The organism is Pyxidicoccus caerfyrddinensis, from assembly GCF_010894405.1.
GTDB classification, from domain to species: domain Bacteria; phylum Myxococcota; class Myxococcia; order Myxococcales; family Myxococcaceae; genus Myxococcus; species Myxococcus caerfyrddinensis.
Genome location: NZ_JAAIYA010000026.1, coordinates 96250 through 122676, shown reverse-complemented (window position 1 = coordinate 122676; position 26427 = coordinate 96250). Strand labels below are relative to the sequence as shown.

Here is a 26427-nt window from a genome sequence, read left to right as displayed (position 1 = left end):
CATGTCTTCATCGATTGACTTGAAGAAGGTGGTCCTCCGCGGCCCGTTCTGGCGCGCCGAGGCGGAGCTGGTGCGCGCCGAGGACCCGAAGAAGTCCTACGCGTTCCGCCAGCTCTTCCTCGACCTGAACGGGCGCGAGGTGGACAACGAGCAGCTGCTCGCGCCCACCACGGTGGTGGTGCTGTGCCACGTCCGCTCCGTGGAGGTGGCGCCGAGCGACGTGAAGTACCGCTGGGAGCACGACGGCGGCGGCAACACGCCGTCCCTGCCCGCCACGGCCGAGGAGCTGCACGACAAGGTGACGAAGGGTTTCCTGGCGCTGCTGCTCGTGCAGGCCCGCCCCACGGACTGGGACGAGCACTCGCGCCGCGGCCTGCTGGACATCCTCATGGGAGGCCCGGGCCGGTCCGCCAGCGCCCCGGGCCGGGCGGGCACCCCGCCCGCCGCGTCGGGGCAGTCGGACCTGGAGCTGACGTGCCTCGCGGGGGAGATTCCCCTCGACAAACTGTGCGCCCAGAACAATGCGCGCGACCGCCTGTTCCGGGCGCTCACGCTGGACGTGGCCCCACTGGAGCCGCGCAATGCCACGGGCCCGGCGTGCCTCACCTCCGCGCTCTCCGTGCATGCCAGCGGCCTGTCGGTGTTCGGCCGCATCGCGCTGCCGTGGGAGCCGCAGGGCAAGGACCGCTTCGCCGCGCCCTTCCTCCTGGCGCCGGTGCTGCCGGAGGGCTCGCGGACGACGACCCTCCAGCGTTACCTGCTGTCCCTCGAGGAGGAGCGGCTCACCGCGGTCGAGCGCACCGCGCTGACGGCGTCCTGGGGGCGCCTCGCCAGCGCGCTCAACCCTGGCAATCCGCAGCTGGAGGGCCCCGCCTCCCAGGGTCCCGGCTGGGTGACGCTGGAGGTGGTCAATCCGCGCACGGTGCCGCGGATGACCTGGGAGATTCCGGCGTGGCAGGAGCAGCCCACCTGGCACCAGTTGCACTTCGGCCGTGAGGAGCTGGCGCTGCTGCTGAGCGACGCCTCGCCGTACGACCCGCGCACGCCCCCCACCTCGCTGGCGCGCACCGTCCCCGAGGACGTGACGGTGGGCCGCCACATGGATGGCACCGTGGAGGTGACGCTCCGCAGCGGCCCCGAGGGCGGTGCCAGCGCGAAGTACCAGGCAACCCGCGCCCAGCCGGAGTGGACGGAGGGCTTCACCGTCACCGGCGTGCGGGCCGCCTTCAGCCCGGTGGACACGCCAAGGCTGGTGCGCGGCCTGCAGCGGCTGCCCACGCCCGAGTGGACTGCCGGCACGGCCACCACGCCCGCCAAGCCCGTGGAGCCCGCGCTGCTCTGGGCCTTCATGCGCCTGGAGGACGGCTGGGCCCAGCTGCCGGTGCCCAACCTCACCGAGCAGATGTACCTGGACGCCGGCCTCGCCCGCTTCCCCAGCACGGACACGCTGCCCGAGCCGCGGCTCCAGGGCGCCGTCTCCTACGGCAACGACAAGCCGGAGGACGGCGCGCTGGAGCGCGGCGAGCAGTCGTGGAGCCTGACGCTCACCGACCTCGGTGGGCTCACCGGCACGTGGCGCCTGCAGCGCGCCAACGCCAATGCGCCGCTCGCGCTGGCTTCGGTGCAGTTGGTGCTGCATGAGCCCGAGGTGCGCGTGAGCGGCCTCGTGTGGCTGGGCAGCGAAGCGCCGCGCACGGAGGACGCCCTGCCGGACCTGGAGGACTGGGCTGGCGGCCTGCGCCCGGTGACGCTGCGAAGCGTGTCCCCGGAGGATGCCTTCCCCGCGGTGGTGACGGCGGGGCTCGGCACGCTGCAGCTCCAGCGCCGGCCGGGGCGGGTCGCCCACCCCAGCGCGCAGCTGAAGACCTGGTCCTTCGACTACGGCGCGGACGCGGAGGTGCTGCGCGCGATGGCGGACCGGAACCTGCTGCCCCCGTCCCTGTTCGCGAGCCACCTGCCGCTCGTCTGGAAGCGCCACCCCGCCCTGCCCTGGATTCAGGCGCTGCCGCTCACCCAGAGCCGCACTCCCGCCAACCACCCCAGCGCCAGCCGACAGCTCGCGCCCTTCGAGCTCCCGGTGGTGGAGATGAACGGCCTCACCCTTCCCTCGGGCTGGCGCTTCGGCGTCACCGGGACGAACGGCGCCGCCGCGTGGCCCCGGGCACGGGGGCCCCAGGTCCCCGCGTGCGAGTGGAAGGGGAGGCCAGACCTGCCGCTCGTGTCGCTGTCGCTGCCAGGCCTGGTGCTGAAGCCGGGCGCCAATGCCTCCGGGCTGCCGCTGGACGCCGGCACCACCCTGCCGGTGCAGCTCCGCCTGGACCTGCCGTACACGGACGAACCGCAGGCCCTGGCCCGGCTGAAGCCGCCCACGCGCCGCCCGGACGAAGTCACCCCCACAGCGGATGACTCGCCGCCGGAGCCGCCCCGGCCACTGGTTCGCGAGACGCTGGCGGACCACTGGTCCCGCCTCTCGGAGCTGGCCGTCCTGGCGAGCGCCGACGCGGTGGACGCCTTCTCCTCCAGCGGCGGCGCCGTGCGCGTCCAGGGGCTGGTGGAGCCGCACACGTGGACGGTGAGCCCCACGCTGGCGCTGGGCACGTACCCGGGCTCGCTGGTGGTGGCCAACGCGGCGGGAGCACCCGCGGCCTCGGTGGAGCTGAAGGGCGAGGCCGCCCTGGAGGGCTTCACCGGCCGCTTCGAGAGCGCGGACGGAGGCATCCGGCTCGCGGCGGGCACGCCCTCCGCGGACGCGTACACGCTGGTGGCGGGCAGCATGGCTGCCCATGCGAAGGCCGGCGAGGGGCTGAGGGACCAGCGGGGCCTGTGGCGCAAGGCCACGCGCCTCGTGGGCACGCAGCTGCGGACGGCGGTGCGCCTGGAGGGCGGCGCCGCGGTGGAGTTGGTGTCCACGCTGGAGGCGGTGACGCTGGGCCTGGGGAAGGACCCCATCACGGGTGGCGCGCTGACGTGGGGCCTCTGGTTCAGGGACCTGCCGGCCGCGGCGGGTGAGTTCCGGCGCGACAGCACCCGCTCCGCCGCCGCGCAGGACGTGAATGACCCCGAGGCGGGCTCGCGCGAGCACAACGTCCTCAACGGCTACGAGTGGCGCCTGGCGCCGCCCACCGACGTCGACGCCTTCACCCTCTTCGGGCTGGGCTTCTACCCGCTGACGCTGGAGCGGGTGCGGCTCGATGCCGCCGGGGTGACGCGACTGGAGTTGGTGGGCCGCGTGCAGTTGCCCCTGTCCGGCGGCGGAGAGCTGGTGGACCTGGGCAACGCGCTCCGGCTCACCTTCGAGCGGCCGCCGTCCGGCGGCGGGCTGGCTTTGACGGCGGCGGCGCTGGAGGCGTCCCCGGGCGCTCCGGCGGAGTGCGAATGGCCGCTGGAGCTCGCGAACGGAGAGCTGGGAGACGCCCCGCGCCTCACCGTCCGCTCCGCGGCCCTCACACCGGAGAAGGACGGGCTCCGCGTCGACGGCGTGCAGCTCGCCTTCCTGCTGTTCGGCGCCACCTGGAACGTGCCGCTGCCCGCGCTCACCTTCACCGGGAAGGCGTCCCCGCTTTCCGTGCGCATGGTGCCGGCCGAGCTGGACGCGGCCGAGCCGCTGTCACCGAAGGAAGTCGCCGTGGAGCTGGACCCGCGCGGCCTCGAGTACCGGGTGTCGCTGCTGGTGGACGTGCGGCTGGGCCGCGCCCTCCAGGAGATGCCGCCGGGCCCGCGGACCCGGCCCGTGCGCTGGGTGCCGGTGGTGCCCGGAGCCACCGCGCCAGGCGCGGTCCGTCCCACGGCCACCCCGGTGGCGCGCTCGGCCTTCCGCGCGGGCGTGCGCTTTGGCGTGGTGGGCACCAGTCAGGATGCGGCGGCCGTCACGTTTCCCGGCCGGGGAAGGGCGATCTGGGAGTCGGGCTTCCTGCTGGACGACCTGGAGCTGGAGCGGCCCCCACCGGAGGTGGCGCTCGAGACCGGCCCCGGCGCGCTCCAGCTCACCTGGAGCCGCTACCGCGCGCCCATGCCCTCTCCGGGCAGCTCGGGCCTGCAGCTGCTTCCCGGCATGTCGCTGGTGGGCCAGGACGCGCCCGGCTTCGTGGCGCTGTCCTTCGACGTGCTGCTACCGGCCACCGGCGTGGTGGACGTCCCCACGCTGCGGCTGCGCACCTCGTTCGTGGAGGCGCTGCTGAGCTGCCGCTGGGGCACCTTCCTCCAGGCGGAGCCGCTCCCGGCGCAGCCCACGCTGGCGCAGGTGGCGGGCTCCTCCGCGGGCGACCTGGTGTTCGGCTACACCGGCCAGTCGCGGGACAGCACCTGGACGGAGACGCTGCTGCTCAACGGCTACCTGGAGGTGAAGGACCTCCTCTCCTACCCGGCGAGCCTCCAGTACGACGCGTCGAAGGTGACGCTCACCGTCCCGGCCGCGGCGGGGGCAGTGCCACTGGCCCACGTCCGACACACGGCGCGCATCCTCTTCAACCAGCACGCGCTGCCACGGGACGCCTTCGAGGTGAGCGCCGGAGACCTGCTGTTCCGCCTGTCGGACGGCAGGTCCTGGCAGTTCCTCGCGGTGGTGGAGCACCAGCTCGTGGACGTGGCGCCGGGTGAAGGCTTCACCACGCCGCGCCTGTCCAACGACCGACGCTGGACGGCGCTGCAGGAGGTGCGCATCGCCTCGCCCGCCGGGCTCAAGGCCTTCCTCCAGCGCTTCAAGGACAGCGACCTGCATGCCGTCTCGCCCACCGACGACGTGGACCCCGTGGGCGAGGTGCTCGCGGGCTACCTGGGGCAGGAGGTCCGGACGATGCTCGCGGGAGGGAGCGCTCCGGAGCTGGCCGCGCTGCCCGCCGGTACGTTGCTGGTGGAGGCCACCGCGCTGCACTGGGTGAAGGGCGAGCCCGTGAAGGCCACCGCGGCCACGACGCTCCAGTTCCTCCCGAGCGGCACGCAGCAGGCCCTGCTGAGCAACCCGCAGGACTACGGCCCCACGGACCCGGCGGACCCGCGCTGGCTGCTGCTGGTGGTGCCCTTCCTCGGGCGCCTGCAGGACCGGACGCGTGACGGGCTGGAGGCCCCGTCCGGCCCGGCCTCGCAGCTCCAGGTGGACCCGGTGCTGAACCTGGAGCGCCGGCGCAAGCAGCCGGCCGCGCTGCCCCCGCTGGCCCTGGCGCTGAGCGGCTGGGCCGACCGCAAGGCCGCCGCCGTCACCTTCACCAGCCTGGACACCGCCCGCGCGCGCAGCTGGTCGAGGCTGGACCCGCTGTCGCTGGAGGAGAGCTGGTTCCGAGTGCAGCACCCGCTGCCGGAGCCCCGCTTCGACACGCTCCAGAGCGTGCTGGCCGCGAGGCCGGAGACGCCCGCAAGGCTCAGCCGGGCCACGGCGCTCCAGTACGCCTTCGACCCGGTCCGCAACGCCTATCCGCCCGGTCAGCCCAAGGCCTCCGGAGGAGTGGACCCGCTGCCGGGCCAGGCGCGCCTCCAGTGGCGCCCGGACGCGCTCCTCGCGCTCCAGGCCGTACTCACACAACGCGGCAGCTCCACGCCGCTGCCGTCAGGCTGGCTGCTCACCGCGCTCCAGCTCGTGAGCGGTGGCTGGCTCCGGCCGTCGACGGCCACCGGGACGCGCCGCTTCCCCGCCGCCACCGCGCTCGCGCCGCGCGCGGATGCCGTCCGCGCGCCGATGAGCCTCGCCGTGAGCCCCTACCTCGGCCTCGGCTTCCGCCCCGCGGCCCCTCGCGAGGACGACATCCCGGAGCTGGTGGTGGTGGAGCTGCTCTGCCTGGACCGCACGCGCCGCGCCCTGCTGCCCGCCGCCAGCCACGTGAAGGAGGGCGGAGAGGGCCTCGACGCGGTCCGCGCCTCCGCCATCGCCTGGGCGCGGGAGATGCACCGTCGGCTCACCCCCGAGTCGCCGCTCGCCGTGCTGCGGTTCCGGGAGGTCTACCGGACCGTGGCGTCGGGCGAGGACGAAGCGGTGCTGACCACCGCCTACTCCTTCTCGCTCGTCCCCGGACTCGAGCGCACGGGAGGCCTGTCGCGGCGCGTGCTCAAGCTGCGCTCGCCCCCGGCGCGGCTGCGCTTCCGCGACGGGCACTTCGGCGGCCAGGAGCTGCCCCAGGAGGTGCGCCCCCTGGAGCTGGCGCCGCCGCAAGTCACCGGCGTCCAGCCCATCCACCGCGCCCACCGGCCCGCGAGCGGGCCGCAGCAGCAATCGCCGCGCGACTGGCCCTGGGGCCTGAGCGCGCTGCGCACCACCGTGCACTACACCCACGAGCAGGAGGGGGCGACGGGCACGCTGGGCCCTCGTGACGGCGTGCCCGACAAGCCCTTCTCGCTGTGGTGGCAGGCGCTCCAGCACCAGGTGCAGTTCCGCTCCGCCACGAGCGCCGCCGGGCCCACCGCGGGCCTGCCGCCGCTGTTCCGCGCCCGCGCCATCAAGGGCCTGCTGCCGGTGCTGCCCCAGCTGCCCCTGCCCCTGATGAGCCCGCGTGTGTTGCTCAACGTGGACGAGCCCGACCGGATGAAGCGGTGGCAACCGGTGCTGCCCGGTACGGTGCGCTTCCACCTCACGGGCTCGCGGCCGGGAGTGATGCTGGCCATGCGCCACCAGCTCCTGCGTCAGGCCGGGCTGGACCCCACCCGGGACGAGGCCCACCGCGGGCAGGGCATGGTCTCCGGCAGCATCCCGGTGCAGCACCGCGTGCCACGCCCGGTGCCGCTGCGGGAGAATGACGCGCGGCACCCCGGCGCCGCGCTGCGCACCTGGGCCAGCCACTTCGAACCCGGGCACAGCGTCCTGGCCACGGCCTCTCCGGCGGACGAGGCCTTCATCGCGTCGTTCGGTGACGGCCCCGTCCACCGCCTGCGGCTCGTCCTGGAAGCCCCGCTGCACGGTGCCATCCCCGCCAGCTGGGATGGCACGCTGACGCTGTCGGCGGACGTGAACGCGGGGGCCTCGTTGGCGGACTGGACGCTCGCGCTGGAGATTCCGCTGGACGGGAAGGTGTTCGCCTACGGCCCCGCCGAGCCCGCGGAGGGAGGGCGCCTGGGCTTCAAGCTGGCGGGGACGGGAGGACGCTCCGCCGAGGAGGTGCGGGCGGACTTCTCCCAGCGCCTCGCGCCCGGCCGGGTGCTTGCGGTGCACGCCCGCGTCGGCCGCGTGACGGGCGCGGAGGGCTTCATCCAGACGCTCACCTTCCCGCTGCGGGTGGTGGACCCGGGGGTGCTGCCGCTGCCGCTGGAACCCGTGTTCCTCCACTTCGAGGACCCCGAGTACAACCGCCACCTCGCCTCGACGACGCGGCGGGCGACCCAGCTGGTCAAGACGCTGGACGGGACGCAGAAGGCTCTGCACGCGGTGACGCTGGCCACGGACCGTGGCGAGTACAACCCGGACAGCCGGATGGCGCTGCGCTTCGACTGGGACGACGGTACGACGGGGCTTCCGGCGCTCCTGTCCCTGCTGCGCGTGGGCCCGGGCGGAGTCACCCGGCCGCTGAGCGTCCGCGAGGACGGCGTGGACACCCCCGCGCTCACGGTGGCGCCCGAGCGCCTGCGCGAGGTATCGCTGCTGGACCTGCGCGACGGCACGGAGCCCGCGGTGCTCGGCCCGGGCGAGGCACTGATGCTGAAGCTCACCCTGAAGGCCTTGCCGGAGGCTTCGTCGCGCGTCACCGAGAACAAGGACATATTCCTCACGGTGGGCATCACCGCCGAGCCGGTGACACCCGTGCCCGAGGCGGCCTACGCGCTGCTGCGCCGCCAGCAGCCCGTGGAGGGAGACCCGCAGGTGGAGTGCGCCCGCTTCGCCTGGGGCCCCGCGCCCGCCCGCGTGGAGCTGGTCTGCCCGGAGGACCTCCGCACCGAGGTGGTCCGCCGTCGCGCCGTCTTCCACTGGCGCGACACGGTCCGCACCGGGACGCTGCGCGGCTACGACATCCAGAAGCTCACGCAGTCCGGCGCCACGCACATCCCCGGCGTCACCGAGCTTCCGAAGCCGCCGCCTCAGAACTCGTAGCGAAGGGTGGCCTGTCCCGGAAGGGCCAGGTCCACCGCGCCGGTGGACTTGCCGTACTTCTGCTGGAAGGCCTGGGTGATGGGCGCCAGGTCGAAGCGCGGCGTCGCGTACTTCATGGCCTTGCAGCGGTCCTCGTGGGCGTCGTGGACCAGCACCAGGTTCGCCACCGGCGTGCCGTCCGTGCCCTGGGTGAAGGTGCCGTCCCAGGCCAGCGCGTACGTGTGCTCCTTGCAGCCGCCGCCGTGGGACACGCTCACGTCCAGCACGCCCCGCAGGATGCGCATGCCCTCGATGCGGATGAGGTCCTTCGCCTGCGGGCTCGCGCTCACGATGATGGGCTGGACGGGCGCCTTGCCCTCCTCGGAGGTGGTGTTCTTGATGGACTCCTCCGCCTCCTCCCCGCCCTCCGCCTCACGGCGCTCCTCCGTGGTGGCGTCCGACGGCTCCTCCTTCACCGGCGTGCTCGCGCAACCGGCGAGCAGACCGAACAGCACGAAGCCACTCCAGCTCAGCTTTCGCATGCGCATCCTCCAGACCGCGTCACTGTCTCAACGCTGGAGCGCGGCCTCGTACGCCGCCAGGGTCGCCTCGGCGGTCCGCTTCCAGGTGTACTTCGCCGCCCGCTCCCGGCCCTTCTCCGCCAGCGCCCGCCGCTCCTCGGGCGACTTCAGCAGGCGCTCGATGGACTGCGCGAGCCCCTCCGCGTCCTCCGGCCGCACCGCCAGGGCCGCGTCGCCGCAGACCTCCGGGAGCGAGCCCGCGGTGGAGACGATGGTGGGCGTGCCCAGGTGCATCGCCTCCAGCGGCGGCAGGCCGAAGCCCTCGTAGCGCGAGGGGAACACGAACACGGCCGCGCGGCGCATCAGCTCGTAGAACACCGGGTCCGCCTGGTAGCCGAGCGAGCGCAGGTCATGCCCCTCGGAGCGCATCCGGGCGATGCGCTTCTCCACCCGGCCCGAGCCGAACCAGCTCTGTCCCGCCAGCACCAGCGACACAGGACGCCCGCGCTCCCGGAGTCGCTCCATGGCGTCCAGCACCAGGTCCACGTTCTTGCGCACGTCCAGCGAGCCCGCGTAGAGCACGTAGTCCTTCGGCAGCGACAGGGCGCGCAGGAAGTCCACGCTGATGGCATCCAGCACCGGCGCGTGCACGTGGTCCACGCCGTTGGGCACCACCACGGTGCGCGACTCCGCCTCGGGGATGCGGGCCAGCAGGTCCTGACGGGTGCGCTCGCTCACGCACACCACGCGGGCCGCCAGGGACACGCTGCGCGTCAGCCACAGGCGGAACTGCCAGCGGAACGCGGTGGACACCGTCTCCGGCATCAGCAACGGAATCAGGTCATGCACCGTGAGCACGTAGGCGGTGCCGGGCACGCGGGTGAGCGGGAGGTTGAAGTTGCCGTGCGCGTGGTAGAGCGGCGCGCCCACGCGCTGGAGCAACCGGGGCAGCCGGCCGAGCGTCCACGAGGTGCGGCCCACGTCGCCGCGGGGGTGCTCGCCGGAGCCGTGCGCGCCCAGCTTCTCCAGGCGGACGTCCAGCCCTTCCAGGGCGGAGGCCAGACAACGGGTGTACAGGCCGATGCCGGTGGTCGGCTCGTCCCAGAGCGTCGCGTCGAAGGCGATGGGGCCGGTGGACACGGTGCGCCTCATAGCACGACTCGTGTGATAGGCAGGGCGCGCATGGCGATCCACCAGTTGATACCCAGCTTCGTCCCTGGCGACGCCACCGGGCAGGCCGCGCTGCACCTCCAATTGCTGCTGCGCCGCATGGGCCACGCGGGCGCGCTGTACGCGGACGAGGTGGGCGCGGGCCTGGAGGGTCTTGCCAGCCCCGCCTCCGCGCTGCGGCCCCAGCCCGATGACCTGGTGCTCTATCACCACGGCATCGCCTCGCCGCTGAGCAGCCGGCTGATGCACCTGCCCTGCCGCCGCGGCGTGGTGTTCCACAACATCAGCCCCGCGCGCTTCTACTCGGGCCTGCCGCTGGCGGATGCGCTGGTGGCGGGGCGTGCCCAGCTCGCGGCCATGGCGCCCTTCGCGGACGTGGCCATCGGCGTGTCGGCCTTCAACGCCGCGGAATTGCGCGCGGCGGGCTACCGCAACGTCCACACGGTGCCGCTGTTCATCGAACCGGAGCGCTTCAGCCGGGACAACGCGGACCCGAAGATGCTGCGGCAGCTCGCCGGCCCCGGCCCCGTGCTGCTGGGCGTCAGCCGGGTGATGCCGCACAAGCGCTTCGAGGACTTCATCACGCTGCACCGCGAGCTGCTGCGGCTGCGGCCCCAGGCGCGGCTGCTGATGGTGGGCGGGTACGAGCCGGGCAGCCGCTACTTCAAGGCGCTCCAGCGTGAAGCGAAGGGCCTGAGCGGCGTGCACTTCCTGGGACGACTGAGCCACGCGCAGCTCGTGGCGGCGTACCGCTCCGCGTCCGTCTTCGTCTCCATGAGCGAGCACGAAGGCTTCGGCGTCCCGCTCATCGAGGCCATGGCGGCCGAGGTGCCGGTGCTGGCGTATGCGGCTGCGGCGGTACCGGAGACGCTCGGCGGCGCGGGGGTGGCCTTCGACCAGAAGCGCTTCGCCTTCCTCGCGGAACTGGCGGTGGACCTGAGCGAGGATCTGTCCCTGCGCGAGCCCGTTCTCGCCGGACAGAAGCGCCGGCTGGAGCACTTCTCCGCGACGTCCGCGCAGAGTGCCCTCTCCCGCGCTCTGGACGGGTTCCTGACGCCGCACGCGCCGAGAGCGCGCAAGGCGCCGAAGCGCCCGCGCGTGGCGCTGGTGGTGCAGCGCTACGGCGAGGTGACGGGCGGAGCGGAGAAGCTGGCCGCGCAGATGGCCGAGCACCTGGCCCCGCACTGGGACCTCACGGTGCTGACCACGTGCGCGAAGAACCACCTGTCCTGGGAGAACGTCTTCCCGCCCGGACCGGACGAGGTGGACGGCATCAAGGTCCTGCGCTTCCCGTCGACGCGGGCGCGCAACATCCGGGGCTTCAACGGGCTGTCGCGGCAGGTGTTCGACAAGCCCAACGAGCGGCTGCGCGAGGAGCAGTGGGTGGCGGAGCAGGGCCCGCTGTGCCCGGGGCTGCTGAATCACCTGGCCACCACGCGCGACGCGTATGACGGCTACCTGTTCTTCACGTACCTCTACGCGCCCACGGTGTGGGGCCTGCCGCTGGTGGCGGACCGGGCACTGCTGGTGCCCACCACGCACGACGAATCACCCATCAAGTTCGGCGTGTACCGGGACGTCTTCGAGCGCCCGCGCGCGCTCCTCTGCCTCACACCGGAGGAGCTGACCATCATCGAGAAGTACTTCCCGGACCATGCGCGGACGCGGGTGGTGGGCGTGGGCGTGGACCGGCCCGAGGCGGACGGCGCGCGCTTCCGCGAGAAGCACGGCATCCGCAAGCACTACCTGCTCTACGTGGGGCGGCAGGAGCCGGGCAAGGGCGTGGGCGAGTTGCTCGAGTACCACCGCGCGCTGAAGCAGCGGTACGCCGACGCGCCGGACCTGGTGCTCGCGGGCGACACCAACATGGAGCTGTCCGGCGAGGGCGTGCGCTACCTGGGCCGCATCGACGAGCAGGACAAGCACGACGCGCTGGCCGGGGCCTTGGCGGTGGTGGTGCCGTCCCGGTACGAGAGCCTGTCGCTGCTGACGCTGGAGTCCTTCGCGCAGGGCACGCCGGTGCTGGTGAACGGGCGCTCGGACGTGCTGGTGGGCCAGGTGGAGCGCAGCGGCGCGGGCCGGACGTATACGGACCTGGAGTCGTTCATCCAGGGCCTGCGCGAGGTGGGCGAGCAGCGGGCGCCCCTGGGGAAGAAGGGCCTGGCGTACGTGAAGAAGCAGGGCTGGCCACAGGTGGTGGCGGCCTACCGTGAGGAGCTGGAGCGCATCCTCGAGGAGAATCGCCAATGAAGCTTTTGGGACGCGACATTCCCGCGCGGGAGCTCATCTCCCGAATCGAGGAGCGCCTGCGCACGCGCGGCCTCCCCACGTCGGAGCCGCTCGAGGTGCCCCCCGAGGGCGTGGAGCCGCGGGTGGAGCCGCTGACGTTCAACCTGCACGCGCTGGAGGAGAACGCGGACGCCACGCGCGCGCTGCCGCTGCACACGCACCGGGGCGGCGCGGGCCAGCTCGTGCTGGTGGCCAAGTGGGCCTTCCGCAAGTCGTGCCAGGTGTTCATCAACGAGGCGCTCGGAAGGCAGCGCGTCTTCAACGGGCACGTGCGCGACTCGTACGCGCAGCTCTCCGCCGAGGTGATTCGCCTGCGGCGCGAGGTGGAGGAGCTGCGCGCCCGTGGCGGCGGTGGCGGCAGGCCGCCCGGGGATGAGCGGCCTGTTCCGGCGGTGGCGCCTCCGGCCGCGAAGGCCTCGCTCGAAGTGCAGAACCGGGCCGAGCGCGAGCCTCCCGCGAAGCCGACCGCGCCCGCGGAGCGAGCTCCACGAACCGTCGAGGCGGCTGGTGTGAAGCCCGCACCGGCTCCCGCTGTGCGAGCCACGCGCCCTCGACAGGACACGCCCGCCAGGCCGGCCCGCACCGAGGCGCGCGCTCCCTCCACGAAGGCCTCCCCCCAGGCGAAGTCCACGCCCGAGACCCGCGTCCAATCGGATTCGAAGGTCGAGCCCGTGCTGCCGCAGCCTCGCCACACCCGGACCGCGTCGACGACACAGCAGCCTCGCGGACAAGCGGGCACTCCCAAGCCTCGCCCCGAGACGCCCGCCGCCTCGACACCCCAGACGGGCCAGCGCCCTCGCAAGTCTGGAGACAAGCGCCGCGGTCGCCGGAAGTAGTCCAGGGCCCGCGGCACCACCGGCTCCCCCTCCGAGGTCGCACGCGCTCTCGGAGACGACGGCTGGCGGGAGCGCATGGAACCCGTGCGGGAGGCCGCCCGCCGGCTCGTCCAGCAGGGGCGCCCGTCATCATCGGGAGGCCGCGGGGTGGACCCTTCCACCGCCCCGGGCCCCATCCGCCCGCGCACGGGCGCCGACGGCTCGCATTGACGACCCCGCCTACCGCATGACAAACCGGCCGCGTGGACGAGCCTGTCATCAGCGTGGTCATCCCCGCCTACAACGAGGGCCAGCGCCTGCCCCGCTTCGTGGGGGAGCTGACGCGCGTCTTCCTGGAGCGTCCCGCCCCGCCGGTGGAGTTCATCGTCGTGGACGACGGCAGCCGCCCCGAGCACGCCGCGCTCCAGCGTGCCTGTGTGGAGGAGGCCCAGTCCCGGCTCACCGCGAAGGGCGCTCAGCACCGCTTCACCTACGTGGCGGCCCCGCGCAACCAGGGCAAGGGCTCGGCCATCCGGCTGGGCTGGCGCAGCGCCTCTCCCAGCGCCACGTGGCTGGGCTTCGTGGACGCGGACGGCGCCATCAGCGCGGAGGAGCTGCACCGACTCGTGGAGCTGACGGCCTCTTCCACCGGGCGGGACACGGATGTGATTGCCGGCTCGCGCATCCTCATGGCCGGCCGCCGCGTGGTGCGCAATCTCCACCGCCACCTGCAGGGGCGCGTCTTCGCCACGCTGACGGACTCCAACTTCGGCCTGCACTTCTACGACACCCAGTGCGGCGTGAAGCTCATCCGCGCCGCCCTGCTGCGCCCGCTGCTGGACGTGCTGCGCGAAGAGCGCTGGCTCCTGGACATCGAGCTGCTCGCGCTGCTCAAGCGCCAGGGCGCCCGCGCGCTGGAAGTCCCCATCGACTGGGAGGACTTCGGCGGCTCCAAGGTCATCCCCGGCCTGGATGGGCTGCGCATGTTCTGGGGCCTGATTCAGCTCCGGCGGCGGCTGGAGCGGCTGTCCCTTCCCGCCCCCGCGCCGCGCTCGGCGCAGGAGGCCCTGCCCTCCAGCGTCACGGGAAGCGGTACACGGTGACGTAGCCGTCCTGGTACGCCAGCTCCCCGCCCAGCTCCTCCACCACGAAGCGGTGACGCATCGGATGGTTGTAGTGCGTGACGTACCAGCGGAAGTGGTTGTCCTTCAGGAAGCGTCGCATCTCCTCGCGCTCCTCGTCGGACACCCTCCCCACCACGCCGTTGAGTCCCTCCAGCGCGCGGAAGATGCGCTGCTCCAGCATGGCCGCCTCGCGCACCGGCAGCCGTGACAGGCGCGCGAAGGACACCGGCTTCTGGTGGTAGATCTGCTCCCACTGCCCCAGCACGTTGTCCGTGAAGACGGCCGCCGGCATGGGCGCGAAGCGAATCTCGTCGAAGATGGGCGGCAGCTTCGGCAGCTCCGGCATGGGCAGCGGCTTGCCGAGGTACTCCACGTTCGGCACCAGCGCCACGGCCAGCGCCACGACCAGGCCCGCCGCCGCGCCGCGCTGGGACGCCAGGCGCCCCAGGTGCGCCGCCGCGAAGGCGACGAGGACACTCAGGGCCAGCGTCGTGAGCAGCTCGAAGCGCACCGGCATGCCGCCGCGGGAGAACAGCGGCACCACGTGTTTGAAGACCACGTAGGGCATGGGCACCTGCACCAGCAGCGGCTGATCGAACGAGGTGAGCGGCGTCAGCGATGACAGCAGCGTGCACAGCCCCAGCAGCACCACCACGTCCCGGTGCCAGGAGCGCCCGCGCCACGCTGGCGCCCACCCCACCACGAGCGTCACGGCGAGCAGCAGCACCGCCGGAGACACCCTGTCGGAGAGGCCGATGTTCAGCACCGTGCCCATGGACAGCACCGCGAAGCCCAGCCCCAGCCCCGCCCAGCGCCGGCCCTCGGGCACGCCGCGCCAGAGCGCGAAGACGGCCAGCAGCGGCGTGAGCCACCCGAGGAAGGTGCCCGCCTCCTCCGCGTTGCTCGACATCTTCCCGCGCACCAGCCCCCCTGAGAATTCCTGGGCCCAAGCCGGCATCGACTCCACCCAGCCCGACAGCGTGTCCGGGAGGAAGAAGGCGTACAGGTCGGTGAAGTAGTCGGAGTCCCCGTGGTGGATGGCCAGCGGCGCGGGGAAGGCATGCAGGAGCAGCGGCACCACCGGCGGCACGCACGCCAGGCCCGCGGCCAGCGCCGCCAGGCCCGCCCGGCGCATGCCCGGGTCCTTCAGCGTGTCCAGCGACAACAGCGGCCCGCGACGCCAGCGCTCCGCCACCACCCACAGGAAGGAGAAGAGCGCGATGTAGAGCAGGTAGTAATAGTCACACAGTAGCGTGTAGAGCGCGGCCAGCGCGACGCCCACGAGCCACCGGCGCTTGCCCTCGTCCAGCCAGCGCAGGAAGAAGAACAGGTAGAGGGGGATGCCCTCCAGCGCGGACAGGTTGAGGTGCGCAATCGAGTGGCTGAGGTGGTAGCGCGAGAAGTTGAACACGCACGCGCCCGCCAGCGCCGCCACCGCCGCGAGGCCAGGCTCGAAGCCCGCACGCGTCAGCAGATAGTCCAGCAGCAGCCACGCCGTGTACCCCGTCAGCACGAAGGTGCCGAAGAGGACGAGGTTGTAGGCCGTCTCCACGCGCATGAAGGGCAGCAGCACCACGCCCCACAGCGTCTTCGCGGGCGACAGCGTGTGCCAGTACAGCTCCGCGCCCAGCGGCCAGTGCAAGAGCGGCGTGAAGAAGGGGTTCTGCGGCTCCACCCACGTGGCCTGGCGCATCCACCAGAGGTGCCACATGTTCATCAGCACATCCTCGCGCCCGCCCGCGACGTGGCCCTTGAGCTTCGACAGCAGCGGCCAGGTGTGGAACGCGGACAGCAGCGAGAACGCCAGCAGCACCAGCGGGTGGAGCACCCGCCGCGGAAGTGAGGACATAGACGGTGAGGGTCAGGCTGGCCGCTCGGCGGCCATCAGCATGTTGTCGCCCAGGTTGAACGGAATGGCCCACGCCCCCGGAACCACGCGCCGGGCCAGCTCCAGCACCGGCGCCGCGGGACGGAAGCTCGCACCCACCTTCCGCAGCAGGTAGTCCGCGGAGATGATGTGCGTGTACGTCCGCGTGTCCTTCACGTGGAAGCCCACCCCTTCCAGCAGCGTCGCCAGGGTGCGCCGGCCGAAATAGAACAGGTGCATGTCCATCAGCCACGGCCACTGGCCCCCCATGAGCCGGGCCACCAGGCTGCCCGCGTCGATGGTGGACAGGTAGATGCGGCCGCCAGGGCGCACCAGCCGGAACGCGGCCTCCAGCTCGGTGCGCGGGTCCGCGAAGTGCTCCACCACGTCCCACAGCGTCACCACGTCGTACTGGACGCCCCGCGCCGCCAGCTCCGCCAGCGGAACCCCGTGCACGGTGAAGCCCAGCGAGCGCGCGTGCCCCGCCGCCCAGTGCGACAGCTCCAGCCCCTCCGGGCGGAAGCCGGCCTCGCGCGCCACGTCCAGGAAGTAGCCGCAGTAGGCGCCCACATCGAGCAGCGTCCGCCCCAGCGGCGGCCCCAGCGCCCGCACCACCTTGCGGAACGTGTGGTAGCGGTTCTCCTTCTCCGCCACGTACAGCGGATCCTCCACGCCCTGATACGCCGACAGCAGCTCCTGCGCCGAGCGCATGGGCCACTGGAAGAGCATCCCGCAGTCCTCGCATTCCCAGATAGGCGGGTGGCTCCGGTGGCCAAAGGAGGTGCAGTTGTAGGCCGCCGCGCCCTCGGGCTGTCCGCCGCCGCGGGCCGGGAACTTCATCCGCAGCCGGCCTCCCTTGCACAGGTAGCAGGCGTCGGGCACCGGAGCGAGGTGGGGCTCCGCATGGCGGCGGTGGGCGCGTTCCGTCATGGCCGCGCACCGTATCCCTGGGGGCGGGCCCCCACAACACGGCAGGTGGGTGGGACGTGCCTCACACGGAGCATGACGCGGGGTGTGGTGCCTTGGGCGGCCGGCCGCGTTACAACCGAAGCCGGGCCAATCGCTCCCATCGCCGTCCTTCACGCCCGGTGCTGAGCCCGCTTGCATTCCGGGCGACTGACCGCGAAATAGGCCCCGCCCGAGAGCCGTTCCCCCAGGTTCCTCCCACACCTTCAGTGATATGCGCGCCTTGACCGACCTGCCCTCCGACTCCGCTCCCACCCTCACCCTGGGCCTGCCGGGCTTTACCTTCGAGGACCTCTACCGCCCGCGCGGCCTGCGCCGGCTGATGGAGCGCTTCGACGCGCAGCTCGCCGAGGACGAGCCCGAGCTCTTCCAGAGCTACGAGGCGTACCGAAAGTCCGGGGGCACCAGCGTCACCGGCCCCGCCGAGTCGGACCTGCTCGTGCGCGTGTCCCGCCACGTGTCGCGCTTCGTCGCGAAGCTCTTCCGCCTCGAGTCGGAGCTGGAGCGCCTGGCCGGCCGCCTCAAGGGCGAGCTGCCCCTCTTCGACTTCAAGCGCGAGTTCATCACCCGCCGCGTTTTCAAGAAGGGCGCCGCGGACCGCCCCTCGCTGGCCGAGTTCCCCTCGCTGGACGCGCGCATGCGGCTGCTGATGCAGCTCGGCTTCCCGGAGGCGCTGGCCACGGGCGATTTGGAGCGTGGCCTGGCCGAGTCCGTCCTCACGCTGATGGACCTGGAGCGGCTGTTCGCCGGCAGCCTCCCCGCGGAGCTGCAGCCGCGCGCGGAGGCGATGCGCGCCCGCTGGGCGGCGCTGCGCGAGGGGCTCGTGTCCACGCCGGAGGGCCGTGACGCCTTCGGCTCCAGCCTCGTCACCCAGGGCGACGACGCCGCGGAGCTGCAGGCCATCCGCGCGCTGCTGTCGCTGGCGGACCGCTGGACGTACGCGCGCGCCCTGCACCCGGAGACGAAGGACATCTTCCACGCGTGGCCCACGCACCGGATTCCCAAGCCGCTGGTGTTCGACCAGCTCGTCCAGCTGAAGCGGCCGGACCCGGAGCTGCCCGAAATCACGGAGGGGGACGAGCACCACCTGCGCCACCGCGACGGCTTCAAGCTCACGGACCGCCGCGGCACCCCGCGCGACGTGATGAACGAAGTCGACTACTGCGTCATCTGCCACGAGCGCTCGAAGGACTCGTGCTCCAAGGGCTTCCCCGCGAAGGACCCGGTGGCGGAGGGGCACAGCTTCAAGAAGAACCCGCTGGGGATTCCGCTCAACGGGTGCCCGCTCGACGAGCGCATCTCCGAGGCGCACCTGCTCAAGCGCGAGGGCAACTCCGTGGCCGCGCTGGCCATGGTGACGCTCGACAACCCGATGTGCCCCGGCACCGGCCACCGCATCTGCAATGACTGCATGAAGGCGTGCATCTTCCAGAAGCAGGAGCCGGTGAACATCCCCCTGGCGGAGACGGCCACCCTCACGGACGTGCTGGATTTGCCCTGGGGCTTCGAAATCTACGGGCTGCTCACGCGCTGGAATCCGCTCAACGTCCGCCGCCCGTACGCCCTGCCCTACGTGGGCCGCAACGTGCTGGTGGTGGGCCTGGGCCCCGCCGGCTACACGCTGTCGCACTACCTGCTCAACGAGGGCTTCGGCGTCACCGGCGTGGACGGCCTCAAGATCGAGCCCTTCCCGGATGAACTGGTGGGCCGCAACGGCCGCGCCATGCGCCCCATCCGCGACTGGTCCGCGCTCACCAGCGAGCTGGACGAGCGCGTGCTGGAGGGCTTCGGCGGCGTGTCCGAGTACGGAATCACCGTGCGCTGGGACAAGAACTTCCTCACGCTCATCCACCTCACGCTCGCGCGCCGCGAGGGCTTCCGCATCTACGGCGGCGTGCGCTTCGGTGGCACGCTGACGATTGAAGACGCGTGGGAGCTGGGCTTCGACCACATCGCCATCGCCGCAGGCGCGGGCCGCCCCACCATCATCGGGATGAAGAACAACCTCATCCGGGGCATCCGCAAGGCGAGCGACTTCCTCATGGCGCTGCAGCTCACCGGCGCCTTCAAGAAGGACTCGCTGGCCAACCTCCAGGTGCAGCTGCCCGCCATCGTCATCGGCGGCGGCCTCACCGGCATCGACACCGCCACCGAGCTGATGGCGTACTACCCGGTGCAGGTGGAGAAGACGCTCGCCCGCCACGAGCGGCTGGTGGCGGACCTCGGCGAGGAGGGCGTGCTGGCCCGCCTCGACGCCGAGGAGCGGGCCTCCTACCAGACCTTCCTGGAGCACGGCCGCGCGGTGCGCGCCGAGCGCGAGAAGGCCCAGGCCGAGGGGCGCAACCCGGACTTCATCAAGCTGGTGCGCGGCTGGGGCGGCGTCAGCCTCGTCTACCGCCGCGGCCTCACCGAGTCCCCCGCCTACCGCCTCAACCACGAGGAAGTCACCAAGGCGCTCGAGGAGGGCATCCGCTTCATCGAGCGCATGAGCCCCGTGGAGGCGCTGCCGGACGCGTCCGGCGCGGTGCGCGCGCTGCGCTTCGAGCGACAGGTGACGGTGGACGGCAAGCTCAAGGGCAGCGGCCAGTTCTTCGAGTTGCCCGCGCGCACGGTATGCGTCGCCGCCGGCACGTCGCCCAACGTCACGTACGAGAAGGAATACCCGGGCACCTTCCAGCTCGACGCGCGCGGGGAGTACTTCCAGGGCCACGAGTTGGTGGAGGCCGCGGACGGCTTCGAGCTGAAGCCCGTGAAGGCCAAGGAGGACCCGGCGGCGAAGGCGGGCTTCTTCACGTCGTACCGGAAGGACGGCCACCTCATCTCCTTCTATGGCGACAACCACCCCACCTACGCGGGCAACGTGGTGAAGGCCATGGCCAGCGCGAAGGACGGCCACCCGGAAGTGGCGCGCCTGTACGCGAAGGAGGTGGCGGCCATGGACTTCAACGATGACCTGGCCCAGGCCCGCCGCGAGGAGCAGCGCGCCGCGCACTTCGCGAAGCTGGACGAGGCCTTCACGGCCACCGTCGTCGCCGTCAACCGGCTGACCCCGACGATTGTGGAAGTGGTGGTCCGCGCGCCCTTCGCGGCGAGCCACTTCTCCCCCGGCCAGTTCTACCGCCTGCAGAACTTCGAGCGGAACGCGCCCGTGGTGGACGGCATGCGCCTCACCATGGAGGGCCTGGCCCTCACCGGCGCGTGGGTGGACAAGGAGAAGGGGCTGATGGGCACCATCGTCCTGGAGATGGGCTCGTCCTCGCGCCTGTGCGCGGCGCTCACGCCGGGCGAGCAGGTGGTGCTGATGGGCCCCACCGGCGCGCCCACGGAAATCGGCCACAACGAGACGGTGGCGCTCGTGGGCGGCGGCCTGGGCAACGCGGTGCTCTTCTCCATCGCCCGCTCGCTCAAGGCGGCCGGCTGCCGCGTCGTCTACTTCGCCGGCTACCGGCAGAAGTCGGACTCCTTCAAGCAGGACGAGATTGAGGCCGGCACGGACCAGATTGTGTGGTCCGTGGACACGGGCGACACCATTGCGCCGCGGCGCCCGCAGGACTCGGCGTTCCGGGGCAACGTGGTGCAGGCGATGCTGGCCTACGCGGAGAACAAGCTGGGCCCGGCGCCCGTCATCTCCCTGGCGGAGGTGGACCGCATCATCGCCATCGGCTCGGACCGGATGATGCGCGCGGTGGCCGAGGCGCGGCACGGCGTGCTCCAGCCGCACCTCAAGCCCGGCCACGAGGCCATCGGCTCCATCAACTCGCCGATGCAGTGCATGATGAAGGAGATCTGCGCCCAGTGCCTCCAGCGGCACGTGGACCCGCTCACCGGCAAGGAGACGTGGGTGTTCTCCTGCTACAACCAGGACCAGCGGCTGGACCAGGTGGACTTCGTCAACCTCAATCAGCGCCTGCGCGGCAACACCGTCATGGAGAAGGTGGCGGACGTCTACCTGGCGCAGCTCCTCAAGAAGGCGCCGCACCTCAAGCGCGTCTGAGGCACGGCGCCCACCTTCGGATGAAGCACTCGCGGGCCCGGGAGGCATGTCCCCTCGGGCCCGCGGTGCATTCAGCCTACCGGAACCTCAGAGTGCCTTCTCCGCCCCCACGAGGACTGCCGGCTCGTTGGCGACGAACTTCCGCACGAAGACGTTGTCGAACTGCGCCCGCGTGCCGGCCTCACCGTAGAGCGCCACGCCGCTGCCAGCATTGGCGCGGGTATCGGTGATCTGAAGCTTGTGCACTCCGTCCACGGAGACCCTGATGACATCCCCCTGCACCCTCGCCGTCAGCTTGTGCCATTCATTGACCTGGATGGCGCCGACCTCGGCCTTCGCCTTCTCCGTGGGCACCCCTCCGGCCCAGGCGTAGGCGTAGAGGTTCTGCTGCGTGTCGAGGTTCTCGTAGAGGTTGATGGAGACGAGGTTCTCCGAGTCGGTGCCCCGCACTCCGAGCCCCCAGACGCTTCCCGTGAGCTGGCGCCCATTCACTTCGACGACGTAGTCCGTTCCGGTGAAGGAGGACTGGAGGACCTGCCCTTCCACCGTGAAGCCCTGGGCCACCGCTCCTGTCGTGCCATCCGGCTGGGTCGCCTGGACCGTCTGCCAGGCGCCCCCCGTCGCGGACCATCGCTCCGCCGCCGGAGCGGCGGCGAGCGTCCGGCCCGCGCTCAGGTCCGCAGTCCGGTGCTCCAGGGACCAGACGGGGCTCTGCAGGGTCCCCGAATCCTTGCAGTAGTACGCATGCATCGTGTTGCCGAAGATGTGCTGGAAGAAGCACGCGGCCCCATCTCCCAGTAGCGGGTTGCCCGGCAGCTCGCGGAAGCCGGCATCCGGCACCTCGCTCGTGTACATCCGCGTGTGCCAGACGCCGGCCTCCAACGTCTCCACCGCCAGGAAGTAGGTGCCGTCGCGGTACATCATCTGCGGGGCCGCCAGCGTGACGGGCACGGACATGAGCACCTTGGTGTCTCCAGGGGTGGTCAGCGCCTGTTTGAGTCCGTCAATCGTCGTCGACTGCCGGACATGGATTTCCCAGCGCCAGTTCTCCCAGTGGAACCAGTACAGGAAGTACTTGCCCCCCACGGGGTCGTGGAAGAGCGTCGGGTTCTGGTTGAGTGCCCCCGTCGCCTGGGGCACCAGTGTCCCCTCGTCCGAGAAGCTCGTGCCATTGATGCTCTTCCGAAGCTTGATGCCCGTGGGAAGGGAGCAGTAGTTCACCGTGTGCGCCATGTAGAAGGTGCCCCCCTCCAACAGGACCGACGGCCAACGCTCTTGCTCCGTGTTGAAGAGCGGGGCGCTGTCCTGCACCCAGGTGTTCAGGTCGTTGCTCTTCGCGATACCCACGCCACCACAGCGCTGCAGACCGTAGTAGCCCCAGTATCGGTAGTTGGGATCGTTGACCTCGACGACGCTCATCGTGTGGACCGCCTCATCCTGCTTCCACACCGCGTTGACCATCACCGTCTGGGGCGCGCTGAGCTGGAAGTAGCCCGGGGTGGCGCCCGGGGACTGGAAGTCGTCGAAGAACTCGAAGGTGGCGCGGCCATCTGCGGCGCTGACTGCCGTGCTGTTGCCGTAATAGAGGCGGAGGGTCGTCCCGCCGATGACGATGGAGGGGACCTTCACCCAGACTGTGGCCGTGCCCCCACCCCACCGCTCAATCCAGAAGGGCAGCGGAGCGTCGGACTCTCCCGTGGTGACGCGCAGGTCGCGCCCATCCGGCCGGGCCTTGCTGAAATCGAAATTCGTCGAATTGAGGTCGATACGAACCTGGAGCTTCGACAAGGGCGCAGTGGGAGGCGAGAGCGGAACGGGAGGCGTCGTCGGCGTCGTGGAATCGGTCACCGTCACGATTCGCCGGTACTGCCACCCCGCCAGCGCTGTCGACTGCGCGGCCGCATCCGAACCCACCACGAGCCCGGCGAACAGGAGCGCATACGTGCTCCGCCGCAGCCACCCCTTCCCTCGTGCACTCGAGCCGCGAGCACCCAGCCCGCTCACTGCCAGCTCCGAGTGCGCCGCCCGTCCCAAGACTTCCATTGCCATGTAATGCTCCTCAACCAGTCCGGGGGTCATCCCCCGGCAATGGTTGACGGCACACAACCATGGGGCACTGACATACGGCTCACCGGCGCGTGCCGGTGAAGACGCGCAGCATCTCCTGGTAGTTCTTCATCAGGTCGTCCTCGCGCGTGAGGACCACGTCCACGTTGGCGTCGCCGTAGTCGCGGCGCGCGTCGGCCAGCTTCTCGAAGGCCTCCACCTGGCGGCGCATGGAGGCCACCTGCGCCGCGAGCCCCTCCTGCTGCTCGGGTGGGAGCTTCGCCTGGAGCGCCTCCAGCTTCTTCAGCTCCTCCTCGTACTGGAGCGTGCGGCCGAGCTGCCGCTGGCTGATGACCGCCGTCACCACCTCGGCGATGCCGTTGACGTCATTCTCGCTCAGCCCCGCCTGCTGCCGGGCCTCGGCCTCCGACCTGGCCTTGGCCTCCACCACCTTCAGCCCCGCGCGCGCGGACGCCATGGCCTCCGGGGTGCCCGCGTCCACCAGCGCGCCCAGGCCGTGCAGCCCCTTGAGCAGCGAGCCGTACACCTCCAGCATGCGCCGCTGGTAGCCCACGTACGCGTCCAGCTTCTCCTTCGTGACGGTGTACGGGCCGACCTCGGCCGCCCCTTCCACCGGGGCGCCGGTGGCTGGCTCGGCTGCCTCCCCGGGTGCCGGGCGGGGTGCGGCCTCTTCCTTCTTACAAGCCGAGAAGGCCAGCAGTACCAACAGTCCCGACAGCATGGTGCGCATGCGTTTTCCTCCAGACGGGCCGGAGACACCGGGAACTTCCGCCACTTGCGCGGCGGCCGGTGACGCCCTTCTCTCTCTGACACGACGGGGTTGTTCCGGCCACTGAACAATCGCTGCATTACCTTTGACCAACCCGGCTGCGCTCGTGTACGAACCGCGGTCCTGTCGAAAGCGGTGGAGGGACTTTGAGGATTTTCCTGGTTAGGCACGGCGATGCGGACGCAGAGATCCCCGAGGGTCTCGGCGACGAGGCGCGCGCGCTCACCGCGAAGGCCCGCGCCGCGACGTCACAGCACTTCGCGTCGCTGTCGGAGCGCATGGGCCCCGTGGGTCTCATCCTGACCAGCCCGCTGGTGCGTACGGTGCAGACGGCGCAGATCCTCTCCATCGAGACGAAGCACGAGGGCCTGCTCAAGGTGCACCGGTGCCTCTTGCCGGACATGCCGGTGGGCGCGGTGGAGCCGGTGCTGACCGAGCACTCGGACCAGAACCTGGTGCTCGTGGGGCACCAGCCCTCCATGGGGGCGCTGGCCGCCCACCTGCTGGGCATGCAGTCCTTCCCCAAGCCCGTCAACCCGGGCACCGTCATCGCGCTGGAGCGCTCGGACGGGGAGACGCCGCAGCTGAAGTTCCTGTTCTACGCGGCCCCTGGCCAGCAGGTGCTCGACGTCATCCAGTGAGGCCCGCGCGGCCATGATGGACGAAGCCCGCTACAACCAGCTCGCCACCGCCGCGTTCCGCCGCATCCTCGCCGCGGCGGACGTCATCGACCCGGACATCCTCGAGGCCGAGAGCACGGGCGACATGGTGACGCTCACCGCCCGCTCCCGCGAGAAGTGCATCGTCAACACCCAGCGCGCCGTGCGGCAGATATGGGTCGCCGGCCGGGGTCAGGGCATCCACTTCACGTACGACCCGGCCACCAGCGCCTGGAAGGACGACAAGGGCCGGGGCCTGGAGCTGCTCACCTTCGTCGCGGACGTGGTGCACGACATCAGCGGCGTGGACTTCATTTATCCCGGCTGAGGCTTCCCGCCCGCCGGCTCCACCCTGTCGCCCCCGGCGGCCTGCGCGCGGCGCAGCGCCTCGCCCGCTTCCTTCAGCAAGCCTCCAAAGCTCACCTGGGCCCCGCCGCCGGACGAAGGCGCCTTGCCCGCGGGCGGCTCGGACACCGCCACGCCCACGGACGCGCTCGTGCCCGCCAGCCCCCGCAGGGACTTCACCCGCTCGCGCAGGCGCTCGGCCACGACGAGGGCGCCCGAGCGCGGCGTGTGCGGGAGGAACACCACGAAGCGGCTGTCCGAGAAGGGCACGGCCACGTCGATGTCACGCACGCCCGCCACCAAGAGCCCCAGCGCCTCGGCCAGCACGCCCGTGCGGGCAGCGGGGGCGAGCGGGGCGATGCGCTCGGTGTAGCGGTCCAGCTCCACCAGCAGCAGGGCGATGGGATAGCGGTAGCGGCGGCTGCGCTTCACCTCCATCAGCATCAGCCGCTTGAGGAACTCGAAGTCCGGCGAGGACGACGGCGGCGCGCCGACGGCGGGCAGGTCCGAGCGGGTGACGCGGCGGCCCTCCGGCTCCAGGATGGTCAGCGTGCCCGGCACGGGGGTGATGGCGAACCCCGACGCGCGCTGGGAGGCCGTCCCTCGGGGGGCCCCCGACGCCATGCCCGTGACGGCCTGGGAGGCCGCGCCCTGCTGGCCCCCGGGGGAGACGGAGCTCTGGGCGTCCGGGCCCACGGCCTCGCCCGAGCCCGCCAGGGCAAAGGCCACGCGGGAGGCCGTCCCCGGCGAAGGGGTGACCTCCAGCCTTCGGGCTTCGTCGCGCGAGGGCTCGGAACCCGCGCCTGACGCCGCGTCGGGCATGGACTCTCCGAAGCTCAGCTCGTCGTCGCTCTCGTCGTCACGCGTGAGCACGAGCGTCGCGCCGGAAGCCTCGTCCGGAGCGGGGGCCGCCAACCGACGTGCCTCCTCGCGCTGCATCAGCAGCCCGACGCAGGTCAGCACGTTGGCGCGCTTGAGCGGCCCCACCAGGCACCCGTCCGCGCCCGCCTCGACGGCGCGCTCGTCCGCGTGCTCTTCGGTGGGCGGGTACAGCAGCAGCACCGGGACGGAGAGCCCGTCCGCGCGGAGGGCGCGGCACAGCGCCTCTCCGTCCAGGGTGCCCGTCCCCGAGGCCAGCAGCACCGCGGGAGGACGCACCCGGGCGGCGCGCAGCGCTTCGTCCGCGCTGCCCGCCGAGGAGACTTCGTGGCCGGCCCCTTCGAGGTAGCGGCGCAGAGCGCCCGCCACCGGCACGGAGGGCTCGGCCAGGAGCACGGAGGCCATCAGACCTCCATGACCTCCTTCTCCTTCTTCTTCACGATGTCGTCCACCTGGGCGATGCCCGCGTCGGTCTGCTTCTGCACCGTCTCGGTGATGCGCTTGTGGTCGTCCTCGGTGATCTTCTTGTCCTTGAGCTGGACCTTGAGCGCCTCGTTGGCGTCGCGGCGGACGTTGCGGATGGCGACCTTGTGGTCCTCACCCTTCGTCTTCACCTGCTTGGCGATGTCCTTGCGGCGCTCCTCGGTGAGCGGCGGGAAGGGCAGGCGAATCATCTCCCCATCGCTCATCGGGTTGATGCCCAGGTTCGCCTCGCGCAGCGCCTTTTCAATCTCCTTGAGGACGCTCTTCTCCCACGGCTTGATGGTGATGAGTCGGGGCTCGGGCGCGTTGACGCTGGCCACGCCGGACAGCGGCGTGGGCGTGCCGTAGTAGTCCACCCGGATGCCATCCAGGATGGAGATGCTGGCGCGCCCGGTGCGCACCTTCGTCAGCTCCCGCTTCAAGTCCTCGAGCGACTTGTCGATGCGGGTCTTCAGTTCGGCGACGACGTCTCCACTCATTGCGATTTCTCCTTGA

At 71.6% G+C, this 26427-nt stretch carries 15 protein-coding genes and 1 pseudogene; 8 read left to right on the top strand and 8 right to left on the bottom strand.

What is annotated here, in order from left to right; genetic code table 11:
- Window position 1: 1 nt before the first annotated feature.
- Entirely contained in the window at window positions 2-8005 is an 8004-nt protein-coding gene (locus tag G4D86_RS42075; RefSeq protein ID WP_164000169.1) for a hypothetical protein, read from the top strand.
- Here the strand turns inward: G4D86_RS42075 and G4D86_RS42070 are convergent.
- Window positions 7993-8526, bottom strand: a complete 534-nt coding sequence (locus G4D86_RS42070; RefSeq protein ID WP_164000167.1) for a hypothetical protein — start codon at window positions 8524-8526, stop codon at window positions 7993-7995. The two genes, G4D86_RS42075 and G4D86_RS42070, sit on opposite strands and share 13 nt — an antisense overlap.
- A 27-nt stretch (window positions 8527-8553) precedes the next feature.
- Window positions 8554-9657 carry a glycosyltransferase family 4 protein gene (locus G4D86_RS42065; protein ID WP_164000165.1) on the bottom strand — a complete coding sequence of 368 codons (1104 nt, stop codon included), beginning with the start codon at window positions 9655-9657 and terminating at the stop codon, window positions 8554-8556.
- Window positions 9658-9687: 30 nt separating this feature from the next.
- On the opposite strand from G4D86_RS42065, the gene G4D86_RS42060 reads away from it, so the two are divergent.
- From G4D86_RS42060 to G4D86_RS42045, 4 genes and pseudogenes are all read left to right on the top strand, one after another.
- Window positions 9688-11925, top strand: a complete 2238-nt coding sequence (locus G4D86_RS42060) for a glycosyltransferase family 4 protein (protein ID WP_164000163.1) — start codon at window positions 9688-9690, stop codon at window positions 11923-11925.
- Window positions 11922-12800: a hypothetical protein gene (locus G4D86_RS53400; protein WP_240360789.1), complete on the top strand. Its 879-nt coding sequence runs from the start codon at window positions 11922-11924 to the stop codon at window positions 12798-12800. Before G4D86_RS42060 ends, G4D86_RS53400 begins: the two co-directional genes overlap by 4 nt.
- 15 nt (window positions 12801-12815) lie before the next feature.
- Window positions 12816-13010: pseudogene (locus G4D86_RS42050) on the top strand (DUF3253 domain-containing protein); the annotation flags it as partial.
- Between the two features lie 32 nt (window positions 13011-13042).
- Window positions 13043-13882 (top strand): glycosyltransferase, encoded by an 840-nt coding sequence (locus G4D86_RS42045; protein WP_164000161.1) that lies wholly within the window; start codon window positions 13043-13045, stop codon window positions 13880-13882.
- Here the strand turns inward: G4D86_RS42045 and G4D86_RS42040 are convergent.
- Both G4D86_RS42040 and G4D86_RS42035 read right to left on the bottom strand, forming a co-directional pair.
- The gene (locus G4D86_RS42040; protein WP_164000159.1) at window positions 13860-15752 is read right to left on the bottom strand and encodes a hypothetical protein; all 1893 of its coding nucleotides are present in this window, start codon (window positions 15750-15752) and stop codon (window positions 13860-13862) included. The genes G4D86_RS42045 and G4D86_RS42040 overlap by 23 nt on opposite strands.
- A 12-nt stretch (window positions 15753-15764) precedes the next feature.
- A complete protein-coding gene (locus G4D86_RS42035; protein WP_240360788.1) occupies window positions 15765-16700 on the bottom strand; it encodes a class I SAM-dependent methyltransferase in 936 nt (311 codons plus the stop codon).
- Window positions 16701-16950: 250 nt separating this feature from the next.
- Here G4D86_RS42035 and G4D86_RS42030 point away from each other — a divergent pair, with 250 nt between their 5' ends.
- Entirely contained in the window at window positions 16951-20730 is a 3780-nt protein-coding gene (locus tag G4D86_RS42030) for an FAD-dependent oxidoreductase (protein WP_164000157.1), read from the top strand.
- Between the two features lie 87 nt (window positions 20731-20817).
- Here G4D86_RS42030 and G4D86_RS42025 read toward each other — a convergent pair whose 3' ends face one another.
- Window positions 20818-22779, bottom strand: coding sequence for a DUF2341 domain-containing protein (locus tag G4D86_RS42025; protein ID WP_164000155.1), 1962 nt, complete (start codon window positions 22777-22779; stop codon window positions 20818-20820).
- A gap of 79 nt (window positions 22780-22858) precedes the next feature.
- Window positions 22859-23527, bottom strand: coding sequence for a hypothetical protein (locus G4D86_RS42020; RefSeq protein ID WP_164000152.1), 669 nt, complete (start codon window positions 23525-23527; stop codon window positions 22859-22861).
- Window positions 23528-23712: 185 nt separating this feature from the next.
- On the opposite strand from G4D86_RS42020, the gene G4D86_RS42015 reads away from it, so the two are divergent.
- Window positions 23713-24207, top strand: coding sequence for a SixA phosphatase family protein (locus G4D86_RS42015; protein ID WP_164000150.1), 495 nt, complete (start codon window positions 23713-23715; stop codon window positions 24205-24207).
- Window positions 24208-24220: 13 nt separating this feature from the next.
- Window positions 24221-24553 carry an iron donor protein CyaY gene (gene cyaY, locus G4D86_RS42010; RefSeq protein ID WP_164000148.1) on the top strand — a complete coding sequence of 111 codons (333 nt, stop codon included), beginning with the start codon at window positions 24221-24223 and terminating at the stop codon, window positions 24551-24553.
- Here the strand turns inward: cyaY and G4D86_RS42005 are convergent.
- Both G4D86_RS42005 and frr read right to left on the bottom strand, forming a co-directional pair.
- Window positions 24541-25854 carry a diguanylate cyclase gene (locus tag G4D86_RS42005; RefSeq protein ID WP_164000146.1) on the bottom strand — a complete coding sequence of 438 codons (1314 nt, stop codon included), beginning with the start codon at window positions 25852-25854 and terminating at the stop codon, window positions 24541-24543. The genes cyaY and G4D86_RS42005 overlap by 13 nt on opposite strands.
- On the bottom strand, window positions 25854-26411 hold the full coding sequence (frr, locus tag G4D86_RS42000; protein WP_164000143.1) for a ribosome recycling factor: 558 nt from the start codon (window positions 26409-26411) through the stop codon (window positions 25854-25856). Before frr ends, G4D86_RS42005 begins: the two co-directional genes overlap by 1 nt.
- Between the last annotated feature and the right edge of the window lie 16 nt (window positions 26412-26427).